12 protein-coding genes are annotated in these 13,956 nt (G+C 71.7%); 7 read left to right on the top strand and 5 right to left on the bottom strand.

What is annotated here, in order from left to right; translation table 11 throughout:
- Positions 1–20: 20 nt before the first annotated feature.
- From ACFY3J_RS25305 to ACFY3J_RS25280, 6 genes are all read left to right on the top strand, one after another.
- Positions 21–2,426 (top strand): bifunctional SulP family inorganic anion transporter/carbonic anhydrase, encoded by a 2,406-nt coding sequence (locus ACFY3J_RS25305; protein WP_384174863.1) that lies wholly within the window; start codon positions 21–23, stop codon positions 2,424–2,426.
- 130 nt (positions 2,427–2,556) lie between these two features.
- Positions 2,557–4,521, top strand: coding sequence for an acetate--CoA ligase (gene acs / locus ACFY3J_RS25300; RefSeq protein WP_384174861.1), 1,965 nt, complete (start codon positions 2,557–2,559; stop codon positions 4,519–4,521).
- Positions 4,522–4,768: 247 nt separating this feature from the next.
- Positions 4,769–6,211, top strand: coding sequence for a Na+/H+ antiporter NhaA (gene nhaA / locus ACFY3J_RS25295; RefSeq protein ID WP_384174859.1), 1,443 nt, complete (start codon positions 4,769–4,771; stop codon positions 6,209–6,211).
- 120 nt (positions 6,212–6,331) lie between these two features.
- Positions 6,332–6,826, top strand: a complete 495-nt coding sequence (locus ACFY3J_RS25290) for a phage holin family protein (RefSeq protein ID WP_384174857.1) — start codon at positions 6,332–6,334, stop codon at positions 6,824–6,826.
- Positions 6,823–7,773: an alpha/beta hydrolase gene (locus ACFY3J_RS25285; protein ID WP_358733491.1), complete on the top strand. Its 951-nt coding sequence runs from the start codon at positions 6,823–6,825 to the stop codon at positions 7,771–7,773. The genes ACFY3J_RS25290 and ACFY3J_RS25285 overlap by 4 nt, the downstream gene beginning before the upstream one ends.
- Positions 7,774–7,900: 127 nt before the next feature.
- On the top strand, positions 7,901–8,080 hold the full coding sequence (locus tag ACFY3J_RS25280; RefSeq protein ID WP_141359658.1) for a hypothetical protein: 180 nt from the start codon (positions 7,901–7,903) through the stop codon (positions 8,078–8,080).
- A gap of 21 nt (positions 8,081–8,101) precedes the next feature.
- Here ACFY3J_RS25280 and ACFY3J_RS25275 read toward each other — a convergent pair whose 3' ends face one another.
- The 3 genes from ACFY3J_RS25275 to nth all read right to left on the bottom strand — a co-directional run bounded on the left by ACFY3J_RS25275 (position 8,102) and on the right by nth (position 11,120).
- Positions 8,102–9,301, bottom strand: a complete 1,200-nt coding sequence (locus tag ACFY3J_RS25275; protein WP_384174854.1) for a MarP family serine protease — start codon at positions 9,299–9,301, stop codon at positions 8,102–8,104.
- Positions 9,302–9,400: 99 nt separating this feature from the next.
- Complete coding sequence (locus ACFY3J_RS25270) at positions 9,401–10,105, bottom strand: NUDIX hydrolase (RefSeq protein WP_390841791.1); 705 nt, start codon at positions 10,103–10,105, stop codon at positions 9,401–9,403.
- A 70-nt stretch (positions 10,106–10,175) separates the two neighbouring features.
- The gene (gene nth / locus ACFY3J_RS25265; protein WP_384174850.1) at positions 10,176–11,120 is read right to left on the bottom strand and encodes an endonuclease III; all 945 of its coding nucleotides are present in this window, start codon (positions 11,118–11,120) and stop codon (positions 10,176–10,178) included.
- A 308-nt stretch (positions 11,121–11,428) separates the two neighbouring features.
- Here nth and ACFY3J_RS25260 point away from each other — a divergent pair, with 308 nt between their 5' ends.
- A complete protein-coding gene (locus ACFY3J_RS25260; protein ID WP_100568471.1) occupies positions 11,429–12,103 on the top strand; it encodes a Crp/Fnr family transcriptional regulator in 675 nt (224 codons plus the stop codon).
- A gap of 83 nt (positions 12,104–12,186) precedes the next feature.
- Here ACFY3J_RS25260 and ACFY3J_RS25255 read toward each other — a convergent pair whose 3' ends face one another.
- Positions 12,187–13,017 (bottom strand): MBL fold metallo-hydrolase, encoded by an 831-nt coding sequence (locus ACFY3J_RS25255; RefSeq protein WP_384174848.1) that lies wholly within the window; start codon positions 13,015–13,017, stop codon positions 12,187–12,189.
- Positions 13,018–13,060: 43 nt separating this feature from the next.
- On the bottom strand, positions 13,061–13,930 hold the full coding sequence (locus tag ACFY3J_RS25250; RefSeq protein WP_384174846.1) for an NUDIX hydrolase: 870 nt from the start codon (positions 13,928–13,930) through the stop codon (positions 13,061–13,063).
- Between the last annotated feature and the right edge of the window lie 26 nt (positions 13,931–13,956).

Genomic DNA, 13,956 nt, shown 5'->3' with positions numbered 1-13,956 from the left:
ACCCCGAGGAGACGGGAAACATGCCGGCCTGCGTCCCCGCCCACACCGCGAAGTCCGCCCGCACCGAGCGTTCCCACCCACCCCACAGCCCGCCCCGGCGACCGCGCCGCCTCCGCCTCGCGGGCGCCGACCTGTCGGCCTCCGTCGCGGTCTTCCTGATCGCCCTGCCCCTCTCCCTCGGTATCGCCCTGGCCACCGGCGCCCCGCTGCGGGCCGGCCTCGTGGCCGCCGCGGTGGGCGGACTCGTCGCCGGACGGCTCGGCGGCTCACCGCTTCAGGTCAGCGGCCCGGCCGCCGGACTCACCGTCGTCACCGCCGATCTGATCCAGCGCTACGGATGGCGTACGACCTGCGCCGTCACCGTTCTCGCCGGTCTCGCCCAACTCGCCCTCGGCTGCCTGCGCGTGGCCCGCGGTGCGCTCGCCGTCAGCCCCGCCGTCGTGCACGGCATGCTCGCCGGGATCGGGGTGACCATCGCCGTCGCCCAGGTGCACATCGTCCTCGGCGGCAGCCCGCAGAGTTCCGTGCTCGACAACCTCCGTGCCCTGCCTGCCCAGTTGACCGGCCTCGACCCGGCGGCCCTCGCCGTGAGCGCGCTGACCCTGACGGTACTGCTGACCTGGCCACGCCTGCCCGGACGGGCGGGGCGCCTGCTGGCCAAGGTGCCGGCCGCGCTCGTCGCCGTCGCCGCGGCCACCGCCGTCGCCTCCCTCACCGGGCTGGTGCTGCCCAGGGTCGATCTGCCGTCCTGGCGCAGCCACGCCCTGGCCGGACTGCCCCAGGGACCGGCGCTCGGGCTCGTCGCCGCGGTGCTCGGCACCACGCTGGTGTGCAGTGTGCAGTCGCTGCTCGGCGCGGTCGCTGTGGACAAGCTGGTCACGGGCCGCGCCGGACCGACCCCCCGGGTCGGCCGCTCGGACCTGGACCGGGAACTGCTCGGCCAGGGCGCCGCCAACGTCGTCTCCGGCGCGCTCGGCGGCCTGCCGGTCGCCGGGGTGGCCGTGCGCAGTACGGCGAATGTGCGCGCGGGTGCCGTGAGCCGGAACTCCACGATGCTCCACGGCGTTCTCGTAGTGATCGCCGCGCTGCTGATGGTCCCGGTGCTGGAGTTCGTCCCGCTCGCCTCGCTCGCCGCCCTGGTGATGGCCGTCGGCATCCAGATGGTGTCCCCGCACCACATCCGCACGGTGACCCGCCACCAGGAGGTGCCGGTGTACGCCGCCACCGCCCTCGGCGTGGCGGCCCTCGGCGTCCTCCAGGGCGTGGCCCTGGGCATCGCCATGGCCGTCGCCGTCGCCCTGCGCCGCCTCACCCGCACCCGCATCACGCACGAAGAGCGGAAAGGAGTCCATCACGTCCATGTACGAGGGCAGTTGACGTTCCTCGCGGTGCCACGGCTCAGCCGGGTCCTGCATCTCGTGCCGCCGGGAGCCGCCGTGGTCGTCCGGCTTGACGGCTCGTTCATGGATCACGCGGCGTACGAGTCACTTCAGGACTGGCAGCGGACGCACACCGCGCAGGGCGGCTCGGTCGAACTCACCGGCCGTCGTGCCGGAGTCCGCATCGCCGAGCCCGCCGCGCCGGACGGCGTCCGGTGCCGCTGCCGGCCCTGGACGCCCTGGCGCAACCACCAGTGTGGGAGCACGGCACCGGCTCCCGGCGACCGCGGCCACCGGCTGGCGCACGGCATCCGCGCGTTCCAGCACAGCACCGCACCCCGGGTGCGCGAGGAACTGGCGCGGCTGGCGCGGGAGGGGCAGCGCCCGTCCCAACTCTTCCTCACCTGCGCCGACTCGCGACTGGTCACGTCGATGATCACTTCCAGTGGTCCCGGCGACCTCTTCGTCGTGCGGAACGTGGGCAACCTCGTGCCGCCGCCCGGGCAGGGCGAAGACGACTCGGTGGCGGCGGCCGTGGAGTACGCGGTGGACGTGCTCGGGGTCCGCTCCATCACGGTGTGCGGCCACTCCGGGTGCGGGGCCATGCAGGCACTCCTCGCCTCGGGCCCTGACTTCGCCTCAGGCACCGGCTCCGGCTCCGGACAGACCCGTACGCCGCTCGAACGATGGCTGCGGCACGGGCTGTCCAGTCTGGAACGGATGGCGGACGACGGCCGCCCCGCCCCCCGGCCGGCCGGACGGCCGCCCGCCGACGCGGTCGAGCGGCTGTGCCTCACCAACGTGGTACAGCAGTTGGAGCACCTGCGCGCCCACGACGCGGTGGCCCGCGCCCTGCGGGAGGGGACGCTGGAACTGCACGGGATGTACTTCCACGTGGGCGAGGCCGAGGCGTACCTGCTCACGGGGACGGACGGCGAGGAGACCTTCACCCGGGTCGCGGCGACGGAGACTCCGCAGACGACGACGCCATCCCTCACATTGAGCGACACATCGGACACTCCGAGCGAGAAGGCGTTCCAGGAGTGAACCTCCAGGGATCGTCGTGCGTGACCCGTGGATGAGCGGGTGTCAGGATGGGAGGGGTTGACCGACACCCTGGGGCCCTCGGAGAATCGGGCACATTGATTGGTCTAAACCACTGGGACGGTGTGCGACGATGGCAGACAACGAGCGTTCTTCACTCTCCAACCTCCTGAAGGAGGAGCGACGTTTCGCGCCGCCCGCCGACCTGGCCGCAGGCGCCAATGTCACGGCGGACGCGTACGAGCAGGCCAAGGCCGACAGGCTGGGATTCTGGGCCGAGCAGGCCCGCCGGCTGACCTGGGCCGTGGAGCCGACCGAGACGCTCGACTGGTCGAACCCGCCGTTCGCCAAGTGGTTCAAGGACGGCACGCTCAACGTGGCGTACAACTGCGTCGACCGGCACGTGGAGGCCGGGCACGGCGACCGCGTCGCGATCCACTTCGAGGGTGAGCCCGGCGACAGCCGCGCCATCACCTACACCGAGCTCAAGGACGAGGTCTCCAAGGCCGCGAACGCGCTGCTCGAACTGGGCGTCCGGAAGGGCGACCGGGTCGCGATCTACATGCCGATGATCCCGGAGACGGCGGTCGCCATGCTGGCCTGCGCCAGGATCGGCGCCACGCACTCGGTGGTCTTCGGCGGCTTCTCCGCGGACGCGCTCGCCACCCGCATCCAGGACGCCGACGCCAGGGTCGTCATCACCGCCGACGGCGGTTACCGGCGCGGCAAGCCGTCCGCGCTCAAGCCGGCCGTCGACGAGGCGGTCGAACGCGTGGACAACGTCGACCACGTGATCGTGGTCCGCCGCACCGGCCAGGAGGTCGCCTGGACCGAGGGCCGGGACCTGTGGTGGCACGAGATCGTCGACCGGCAGTCCGCCGAGCACACGCCGGAGGCGTTCGAGGCGGAGCACCCGCTGTTCATCCTCTACACCTCGGGCACGACGGGGAAGCCGAAGGGCATCCTGCACACCTCCGGCGGCTACCTCACGCAGGTGGCGTACACGCACTGGGCGGTCTTCGACCTCAAGCCGGAGACCGACGTGTTCTGGTGCACCGCCGACGTCGGCTGGGTCACCGGGCACTCGTACATCGTGTACGGGCCGCTGGCCAACGGCGCGACGCAGGTGATGTACGAGGGCACGCCGGACACCCCGCACCAGGGCCGCTTCTGGGAGATCGTGCAGAAGTACGGCGTGACGATCCTCTACACGGCGCCGACCGCGATCCGTACGTTCATGAAGTGGGGCGACGACATCCCCGCGAAGTTCGACCTGTCCTCCCTGCGGATCCTCGGCTCGGTCGGCGAGCCGATCAACCCGGAGGCGTGGATCTGGTACCGCAAGAACATCGGCGGCGACCGCACCCCGGTCGTCGACACCTGGTGGCAGACGGAGACCGGCGGAATCATGATCTCCCCGCTGCCGGGTGTGACCGCCGCCAAGCCCGGCTCGGCCCAGCGGCCGCTGCCCGGCATCTCCGCCACCGTGGTGGACGACGAGGCGAACGAGGTGTCCAACGGCGGCGGTGGCTACCTGGTGCTCACCGAGCCGTGGCCGTCGATGCTGCGCACCATCTGGGGCGACGACCAGCGCTTCATCGACACCTACTGGTCGCGGTTCGAGGGCCGGTACTTCGCCGGTGACGGCGCCAAGAAGGACGACGACGGCGACATCTGGCTGCTCGGCCGGGTCGACGACGTGATGCTCGTGTCCGGGCACAACATCTCCACCACCGAGGTCGAGTCCGCCCTCGTCTCCCACCCGTCGGTCGCCGAGGCGGCCGTGGTCGGCGCGGCGGACGAGACGACCGGACAGGCGATCGTCGCGTTCGTGATCCTGCGCGGCGCGGTCACCGAGACCGAGACCCTGGTCGGCGAGTTGCGCAACCACGTCGGCTCGACGCTCGGCCCGATCGCCAAGCCCAAGCGGATCCTGCCGGTGGCGGAGCTGCCGAAGACCCGCTCCGGGAAGATCATGCGGCGCCTGCTGCGCGACGTGGCGGAGAACCGGCAGCTCGGAGACGTCACCACGCTGACCGACTCCGCCGTCATGGACCTCATCCAGGCCAAGCTCCCCGCGTCGCCCGGCGAGGACTGAGCGGGGAACGCCCGGAAGACGGGCGAGGACTGAGTACGGCGTCAAGGGGCACCCGGCGGGACAAGCGCCGGGTGCCCCTTCTGCATCTCCGGGAAGACGCCGGACCCGCCGCATCACCGGGAAGACGCCGGACCCACTCGGCCGCCTTGGGTAAGGTAGGCGGGACACCACAACAGAAAAGACCCTCAGGTGCGCCGGGAAGTCTGGTCGGCATGTGTTCCGTCATGCCCACCGACCGGAGGTTCCCGTGGCCGCGCCCCGCACCGACACCCCAGCCCGCAAGTTCCTCGGACGTCTGTCCCTGCCCGAGCGGAACTTCGTGGCGGACGCGCTGCGCACCGAGACCGTCGGTGGTGTGATCCTCCTCCTCGCCGCTGTCGCCGCCCTGCTCTGGGCGAACATCCCCGGCCTGCGCGGCAGCTACGAGAGCGTCGGACACTTCCACCTCGGCCCCGCCTCCCTCGGCCTGAACCTCTCCGTGGAGCACTGGGCCGCCGACGGACTGCTCGCCGTCTTCTTCTTCGTCGCCGGGATCGAGCTCAAGCGCGAACTCGTCGCCGGAGACCTCAAGGACGGCAGAGCCGCGATCCTGCCGGTGATCGCCGCGCTGTGCGGCATGGCGGCACCGGCCGTCGTCTACGCCCTGACCAACCTCGTGTCGGACGGCTCGCTCGGCGGCTGGGCGGTGCCGACCGCGACGGACATCGCCTTCGCGCTCGCCGTGCTCGCGGTCATCGGCACCTCGCTGCCCAGCGCCCTGCGCGCCTTCCTGCTGACGCTCGCCGTCGTCGACGACCTGTTCGCGATCCTGATCATCGCCGTCTTCTTCACCGGAAACCTGAACTTCGCCGCGCTCGGCGGCGCGGCGGCCGGTCTCGTCGTCTTCTGGCTGCTGCTGCGCAAGGGCGTGCGCGGCTGGTACGTGTACGTGCCGCTCGCACTGGTCATCTGGGCGCTGATGTACAACAGCGGCGTACACGCCACCATCGCGGGCGTCGCGATGGGCCTGATGCTGCGCTGCGCCCCCCACGAGGGTGAGGAGACCTCCCCCGGCGAACGCGTCGAACACCTCGTACGGCCCCTTTCGGCCGGCCTGGCGGTGCCGCTGTTCGCCCTGTTCAGCGCGGGCGTCTCCGTCTCGGGCGGGGCGCTGGCCAACGTGTTCACCCGGCCCGAGACACTCGGCGTCGTGCTCGGACTGGTCGTCGGCAAGACCGTCGGCATCTTCGGCGGGACCTGGCTCACCGCCCGCTTCACCAAGGCGTCGCTCAGCGAGGACCTCGCCTGGGCCGATCTGTTCGCCGTGGCGACGCTCGCCGGGATCGGCTTCACCGTCTCCCTGCTCATCGGCGAACTGGCCTTCACCGGCGACGCGGCACTCACCGACGAGGTCAAGGCCTCCGTCCTCATCGGCTCCCTGATCGCGGCGATCCTGGCGACCGTCCTGCTGAAGATCCGCAACGCCCGGTACCGGAGGCTGTGCGAGTCCGAGGAGCGGGACGACGACCTCGACGGCATCCCGGACGTCTACGAGCAGGACGACCCGGCCTATCACCTGCGCATGGCCGAGATTCACGAGCGGAAGGCCGCCGAGCACCGCCGGCTCGCCGAGGCGAAGACCGCCGAACAGGACGGTCGGCTTGCCGAAGTGCCGGGCAGGGCAGGCGAGCAGGACGGCGGTCCGGCATGATCTGACGGGACGGTACAAATGACAGGAGCGTTCCCAGTCGGGCAGAAGTCAGGCAGTGACAGCAGCCGGGCGGAGGCCGACGGAACGCAGTCCGAAGTCAGGCAGGAGAGGAAGACCGCGATGAGCGCACCCGACGGCAACCCGGTCGGCACCGAACGCAGCATCGGCCAGCTGTTCGCCACGGCGACCACCGAGATGTCGGCACTGGTGCACGACGAGATCGCACTGGCCAAGGCCCAGCTCAAGAAGGACGTCAGGCGCGGCCTGGGCAGCGGCAGCCTGCTGAGCCTGGCCGGTGCGCTGCTGCTGTTCTCCCTGCCGATGCTCAACTTCGCGCTGGCGTACGGCGTTCACACCTGGACCGACTGGAACCTCGCCCTCTGCTTCCTGGTGTCCTTCGGAGCCAATTGCCTGATCGCCGGCGTACTGGCGGTGATCGGTGTGTTCCTCGGGAAGAAGACGAAGAAGAGCCAGGGTCCGCAGAAGGTCGCCGCGTCCATGAAGGCGACGGCCGGGGTGCTCCAGAACGCCAAGCCGCACCCGCGCCCGGAGCCGGCCGCCCTGGAGGACCGCTCCCCCGCGGCCATCGAGGCTGTGGCACGCTCGACCTCATGACGGAGCCCGCCACCCCTTCGGCGCAATCGACGCCGGTCGTCCGGATCGACCTGCCCGGCGGCAGGAAGGTGACGCACCGGGACGTCGCGGCCAACGGCGCCCGCTTCCACATCGCCGAGCTCGGCGACGGACCGCTGGTCCTGCTGCTGCACGGCTTCCCGCAGTTCTGGTGGACGTGGCGGCACCAGCTGGTCGCCCTCGCCGACGCGGGCTTCCGGGCCGTCGCGATGGACCTGCGCGGCGTGGGCGGCAGCGACCGTACGCCCCGCGGCTACGACCCGGCCAACCTCGCCCTCGACATCACCGGAGTGGTCCGCTCGCTCGGCGAGCCGGACGCCGCACTGGTCGGCCACGACCTCGGCGGCTACCTGGCTTGGACGGCGGCCGCGATGCGCCCCAAGCTGGTACGTCGGCTCGCGGTCGCCTCGATGCCGCACCCCAGGCGCTGGCGTTCGGCGATGCTCGGGGACGTCCGGCAGACGGCGGCGAGTTCGTACATCTGGGGGTTCCAGCGGCCCTGGATCCCCGAGCGGCAGCTCACCGCCGACAACGGCGCCCTGGTGGCCCGGCTCGTACGGGACTGGTCGGGGCCGCGGCTGCCGGACGACGAAGCGGTGGAGACGTACCGCCGCGCCATGTGCATCCCCTCGACGGCGCACTGCTCCGTCGAGCCGTACCGCTGGCTGGTGCGCTCGCTGGCCCGGCCCGACGGCATCCAGTTCTACCGCCGGATGAAGCGGCCCGTGCGCGTGCCGACGCTGCACCTGCACGGCTCCCTCGACCCCGTCCAGCGCACCCGCAGCGCGGCCGGCTCGGGCGAGTACGTCGAAGCCCCCTACCGCTGGCGCCTGTTCGACGGCCTCGGCCACTTCCCTCACGAGGAGGATCCGGTGGCCTTCTCGACGGAGCTGGTCAACTGGCTGAAAGACCCCGAACCGGATCGGTGACCCGGACGATGCGCCCGGTATCCGAACGTGAACAGCTGTCCTGCGAACTGCCAATTGCCCGGCGCATAGGCCAATTGGGGAGTCCGCGGGCGGTTATCGACCTTGGGGCGGGGGCAGACGTCCCGGTATGGGCTGGACGCACGACTACAACGACGTAGCACGCACCCGCCGTTCGGTGAGCGGTCCCAACTCCCATCAGCGCGGAGCTCCGCAGCTGACGGACACGGACCCACGGGTGGGCATTCCCCGCATCCTGCGCCGCCGAGCGCGCTGGGTCTCGGTACGCCTGCGTCACAGCCGCGGCTGACCCGGCACCGGCGGGCGCGGCCTACAACGCGCAGTCGTCGCTGCCCACCTGCTGGTTCGCGGTACGACCCTGCGCGATGTCCTGCTGGATCTCGTCGATCGTGAGCGCGTAGCCGGTGTCGGCATCGTCGAGGGACTTGGCGAACACCACGCCGTACACCCTGCCGTCGGTCGTGAGCAGCGGGCCGCCGGAGTTGCCCTGGCGCACGGTCGTGTACAGCGAGTAGACATCACGGCGCACCGTGCCGCGGTGGTAGATGTCCGGGCCGCTGGCCGTGATGCGCCCGCGTACACGCGCGGCACGGACGTCGTACGACCCGTTCTCCGGGAAGCCGGCGACGATCGCGCCGTCGCCGCTGCGCGCCTCCGTGCCGGTGAACTTCAGGGCCGGCGCCTTCAGGTCCGGTACGTCCAGCACGGCGATGTCGCGGTGCCAGTCGTACAGGACGACCTTGGCGTCGTACTTCTTTCCCTCGCCGCCTATCTGGACGGTGGGTTCGTCGACCCCGCCCACGACGTGCGCGTTGGTCATGACGCGGCGGTTTCCGAAGACGAAGCCGCTGCCCTCCAACACCTTGCCGCAACTGCGCGCGGTGCCCATGACCTTGACGACGGACTCCTTGGCGCGCAGGGCCACGACGCTGTTCGCCAGCGCCGGGTCCGGGGGCTGTACGTCGGTGATGGGCTCGTTGGCGAACGGGCTGAAGACCTGCGGGAAGCCGTTCTGCGCGAGGACGGAGGTGAAGTCCGCGAACCAGGTGTCGGCCTGTGCGGGCAGCACCTCGGAGACCCCGAGCAGCACCCGGGAGTTGCGCACCTCCTTGCCCAGCGTCGGTATCGTCGTGCCGCCGAGGGCCGAGCCGATCAGCCAGGCGACCAGCAGCATGGCGGCGACGTTGACCAGGGCGCCGCCGGTCGCGTCCAGGGCGCGGGCCGGGGACCAGGTGATGTAGACGCGCAGCTTGCTGCCGAGGTGGGTGGTCAGGGCCTGGCCGACCGAGGCGCAGACGATCACGACGATGACCGCGACGACGGCCGCGGTGGTGCTGACCGGTGTGTTGTCCGTCATCGCGTCCCAGATGACCGGGAGCGTGTACACGGCGAGGAGTCCGCCGCCGAGGAAGCCGATCACCGACAGGATGCCGACGACGAATCCCTGGCGGTAGCCCACGACCGCGAACCACGCGGCGGCGATCAGCAGCAGGATGTCCAGCACGTTCACCGCGTCGAGCCTCGCCTCATCATGTTCCGATCACCCCAGGTCGGCCTGTGTCCTCCTGGAGTTCCGCCCCCCGGCAGCACCGACGCGGTGCCCACCCTGTCACGACCGCCAGTCGAGCGGGACCTGCTTGCCACGGTCCCAGGGCCGCTCCCAGCCCGCGTAGTGGAGCAGGCGGTCGATGATCCCGGCGGTGAAGCCCCACACGAGGGCCGATTCGACCAGGAATGCCGGACCTCGGTGGCCGCTGGGGTGGACGGTCGTGGCCCGGTTGTCGGGGTTCGTGAGATCCGCCACGGGCACGGTGAACACGCGTGCGGTCTCCGCCGGGTCGACGACACCGACCGGGCTGGGCGCGCGCCACCAGCCGAGTACGGGTGTGACGACGAAGCCGCTGACCGGGATGTACAGCCGGGGCAGCGCGCCGAACAGCTGGACACCGCCCGGATCGAGCCCGGTCTCCTCCTCGGCCTCGCGCAGCGCGGCCCGCAGCGGGCCCTCGCCCTGCGGGTCGCCGTCCTCGGGGTCGAGCGCCCCGCCGGGGAACGCCGGCTGGCCGGCGTGCGAGCGCAGGGACCCGGCCCGCTCCATGAGCAGCAGCTCGGGTCCGCGCTCGGCCTCGCCGAAGAGGATCAGGACGGCGGACTGGCGCCCCGCGCCGTCCTCCGGCGGCAGGAAGCGGCTCAGCTGGACCGGCCGGACCGTCTCGGCCACGCGCACGACCGGCCCGAGCCAGCCGGGCAGCCCCTCCGTGCTGAGCGCCACCGAGCCGCCCTGTGTCCCGCTCGCCTCACTCGCCCGCGTCATCGCCACCCCCGTTCCCCTCGCCGTCCTGCCGTGTCCAACGCACGACGGCGCCTAGATCGTTCCGCCGGTGTCATCCGGCCCCCAGCGGCGGTGCCGGCTTGCCGCCCGCGTCCAGGTAGGACTGCGGCGGCTTGAGGCGCTGGCCCGGGAAGCCGCCCTTCTCGTACTTCAGCAGCTTCCTCGCCTTCTCCGGATCCGTCTCGCCCTCGCCGTAGGCCGGGCAGAGCGGGGCGATCGGGCAGGCACCGCACGCGGGCTTGCGGGCATGACAGATACGGCGGCCGTGGAAGATCACGTGGTGCGAGAGCATCGTCCAGTCGCTCTTGGGGAAGAGCGCGGCGACGGCGGCCTCGATCTTGTCGGGGTCGGTCTCCTCGGTCCACTGCCAGCGACGCACCAGCCGCTGGAAGTGCGTGTCCACGGTCAGTCCGGGCCGTCCGAAGGCGTTGCCGAGGACCACGAAGGCGGTCTTGCGGCCGACGCCGGGGAGCTTGACGAGATCCTCCAGCCGCCCGGGGACCTCGCCTCCGAACTCCTCCGTCAGCGCCTTGGACAGGCCTATCACCGACTTGGTCTTGGCCCGGAAGAAGCCGGTGGGCCGCAGGATCTCCTCGACCTCCTCGGGGTTCGCGGCGGCGAGGTCCTCGGGGGTGGGGTACCTGGCGAACAGCGCCGGCGTGGTCTGGTTGACCCTCAGGTCCGTCGTCTGGGCCGACAGGACCGTGGCGACCAGCAGCTGGAAGGGGTTCTCGAAGTCCAGCTCGGGGTGGGCGTAGGGATACACCTCGGCGAGTTCGCGGTTGATACGGCGGGCCCGGCGGACCAGGGCCGTGCGCGACTCGTTCTTCGGCGGTTTCGGGGCGAGCGTCTTCGCCGGCGCGACCTTCTTGACGGCGGCGCTGGCCTTCTTCGGCGCGACCGTCACCTTCTTCGGGGCCACGGCCTTCCTGGCGGGGGCCGTCTTCTTCTGAGGTGCTGCCTTTTTCACGGGTGCCTTTTTCGCCGCTTTTGCCATGTTCGTTCCATCGTCGGGCCCTTGTTCGCCCACAGCGGAATCCTCACGTACAACCACCCGCCCAGCCCCCTCGGCCTGCGCTCTCACCGGCGATTTGGACACCCGGCCAGCCTAAAGCCCAGCACCGACATCCGCTCCGGACCCCGGAGATCGGACCCCGATTGGCCCCCTGCCGCGTAAACGGGCACACCTGTGCGGCATCCTTGTGACAGATCACACTGTTTGGACCGTCCGGCAAAATGGGGAACACGGACCCCTGGCACACGGGGGAGCAAGATCCTCTGAGCAGGTCGACAAGGAGAGAACTCGTGGACGACGTTCTGCGGCGCAATCCGCTCTTCGCGGCGCTCGACGACGAGCAGGCCGCGGAGCTCCGCGCCTCCATGACGGAGGTGACACTCGCACGGGGCGACTCGTTGTTCCACGAGGGCGACCCGGGCGACCGGCTCTACGTGGTCACCGAGGGCAAGGTCAAGCTGCACCGCACGTCCCCGGACGGCCGCGAGAACATGCTGGCCGTCGTGGGCCCCGGCGAGCTCATCGGCGAGCTGTCGCTGTTCGACCCGGGCCCGCGCACCGCGACCGCGACCGCGCTGACCGAGGTCAAGATGCTGGCCCTCGGCCACGGCGACCTCCAGCCCTGGCTGAACGTACGGCCCGAGGTGGCCGGCGCCCTGCTGCGTGCCGTGGCCCGGCGCCTGCGCAAGACCAACGACCAGATGTCGGACCTGGTCTTCTCCGACGTCCCGGGCCGTGTCGCCCGTGCTCTGCTGGACCTCTCCCGCCGCTTCGGCGTGCAGTCCGAGGAGGGCATCCACGTGGTGCACGACCTCACCCAGGAGGAGCTGGCCCAGCTGGTCGGCGCCTCCCGCGAGACCGTGAACAAGGCCCTGGCCGACTTCGCCCAGCGCGGCTGGCTCCGCCTGGAGGCCCGCGCGGTGATCCTGCTGGACGTGGAGCGCCTGGCGAAGCGCTCGCGCTGACCCGTCCGCGGTCCTGTGGGCCCCGTTCCCGGCCGGGACGGGGCCCTCGTCGTCGGCCGCGAGACGTGGCTCGTCGTCGGCCGTCAGATGAGCCCGTGCTCCCGGAGGTACTCCAGCTGGGCGCGCACCGAGAGCTCGGCCGCGGGCCACAGGGAGCGGTCCACGTCGGCGTACACGTGGGCGACGACCTGGGACGGGGTCCGGTGGCCGGACTCGACGGCCGTCTCGACCTGGGCGAGCCGGTGGGCCCGGTGGGCGAGGTAGAACTCGACGGCGCCCTGGGCGTCCTCCAGGACGGGTCCGTGGCCGGGCAGGACCGTGTGGACGCCGTCGTCGACCGTGAGGGACCTGAGCCGCCGCAGCGAGTCCAGGTAGTCGCCCAGACGGCCGTCGGGGTGCGCGACGACGGTCGTGCCCCGGCCCAGGATCGTGTCGCCGGTGAGCACGGCGCGGTCGGCCGGCAGATGGAAGCAGAGGGAGTCGGCGGTGTGGCCGGGGGTCGGTACGACCCTCAGCTCCAGCCCGCCCACCTTGATCACGTCACCGGCGCCCAGGCCCTCGTCGCCCAGCCGCAGGGCCGGATCGAGCGCACGCACGCGCGTGCGGGTCAGTTCGGCGAAGCGGGCGGCGCCCTCGGCGTGGTCGGGGTGGCCGTGCGTCAGCAGGGTCAACGCGATCCGCTTGCCCGCCTCCTCGGCGGTGGCGACCACCCGGGCCAGGTGGCCCTCGTCCAGCGGCCCGGGGTCGACCACCACGGCCAGGTCGGAGTCGGGCTCCGAGACGATCCAGGTGTTGGTGCCGTCCAGGGTCATGGGGGACGCGTTGGGCGCGAGGACGTTGACGGCCCGCGCGGTGGCGGGGCCGGCCGGTACACCGCCCCGGGGCTGCCCGGGCAGCGCTGCTGCGTCCGTCATGCGAGAGGGCCTTCCTCGACGTCGGCCGGGCGGGAGCGGCGGCTCACGCGCGGGCCGTGCCGCTCGGGATGTGCTTGGTGAACTCGTCGTGCCCCGGCCAGGTCAGGACCACCTCGCCGTCCACCAGGCGGGCCCGTGCGAGCACGGGGGTCAGATCGCGGGACCGCGCGGCGGTGAGCGCCTCGGCGGGGCTGCCGCAGGGCATCAGCTGGCGCAGGGTGGCGATGGTGGGCGGCATCATCAGCAGCTCGCCCCGGTCGTACGCGGCCGCCGCCTCCGCGGGCGCGATCCACACCGTGCGGTCGGCCTCCGTGGAGGCGTTCCGGGTGCGCTGGCCCTCGGGCAGCGCGGCCACGAAGAACCAGGTGTCGTAGCGGCGGGACTCGAACTCGGGGGTGATCCAGCGGGTCCAGGCCCCCAGCAGGTCCGAGCGCAGGACCAGGCCCCGGCGGTCCAGAAACTCCGCGAACGACAGCTCACGGGCGACCAGGGCGGCACGGTCGGCCTCCCAGCCGGCACCCGTGGTGTCGCCGACGACACTGTCGGCGCCGGGTCCGGCGAGCAGGACGCCGGCCTCCTCGTACGTCTCGCGGACGGCCGCGCAGACGATCGCCTGGGCCGCCTTCTCGTCGACGCCGAGCCGGTCGGCCCACCACGCGCGCGAGGGCCCCGCCCAGCGGACGTGGTGGTCGTCGTCACGGGGGTCGACGCCACCGCCCGGGTACGCGTACGCGCCTCCGGCGAAGGCCATGGAGGCGCGTCTGCGCAGCATGTGCACCGCGGGGCCGGAACCGGTCTCCTTCAGGAGCATGACGGTGGCCGCGCGCTTCGGCGTGACCGGTGTGAGGCTGCCGTCCGCGAGCGCGCGGATACGGTCCGGCCAGTCCGGGGGAAACCACTGCCCATTCGCCATGGGCGGAGGCTATCCCGTGGTGAGCG

The sequence above is a fragment of the Streptomyces sp. NPDC001231 genome (assembly GCF_042896885.1).
Taxonomy (GTDB): Bacteria; Actinomycetota; Actinomycetes; order Streptomycetales; family Streptomycetaceae; genus Streptomyces.
Note: the sequence above shows the minus strand (reverse complement) of the source record. Positions and strands in the feature narration are given on the sequence as shown.

Excerpts from the sequence above, each read along its gene's own strand:
- ACFY3J_RS25290 (WP_384174857.1), top strand. The coding sequence starts at position 6,332 with ATGAGCGCACCCGACGGCAACCCGGTCGGCACCGAACGCAGCATCGGC.
- nth (WP_384174850.1), bottom strand. The coding sequence starts at position 11,120 with ATGGCAAAAGCGGCGAAAAAGGCACCCGTGAAAAAGGCAGCACCTCAG.
- ACFY3J_RS25270 (WP_390841791.1), bottom strand. The coding sequence starts at position 10,105 with ATGACGCGGGCGAGTGAGGCGAGCGGGACACAGGGCGGCTCGGTGGCG.
- acs (WP_384174861.1), top strand. The coding sequence starts at position 2,557 with ATGGCAGACAACGAGCGTTCTTCACTCTCCAACCTCCTGAAGGAGGAG.
- ACFY3J_RS25285 (WP_358733491.1), top strand. The coding sequence starts at position 6,823 with ATGACGGAGCCCGCCACCCCTTCGGCGCAATCGACGCCGGTCGTCCGG.
- ACFY3J_RS25280 (WP_141359658.1), top strand. The coding sequence starts at position 7,901 with ATGGGCTGGACGCACGACTACAACGACGTAGCACGCACCCGCCGTTCG.
- ACFY3J_RS25305 (WP_384174863.1), top strand. The coding sequence starts at position 21 with ATGCCGGCCTGCGTCCCCGCCCACACCGCGAAGTCCGCCCGCACCGAG.
- ACFY3J_RS25255 (WP_384174848.1), bottom strand. The coding sequence starts at position 13,017 with ATGACGGACGCAGCAGCGCTGCCCGGGCAGCCCCGGGGCGGTGTACCG.
- ACFY3J_RS25250 (WP_384174846.1), bottom strand. The coding sequence starts at position 13,930 with ATGGCGAATGGGCAGTGGTTTCCCCCGGACTGGCCGGACCGTATCCGC.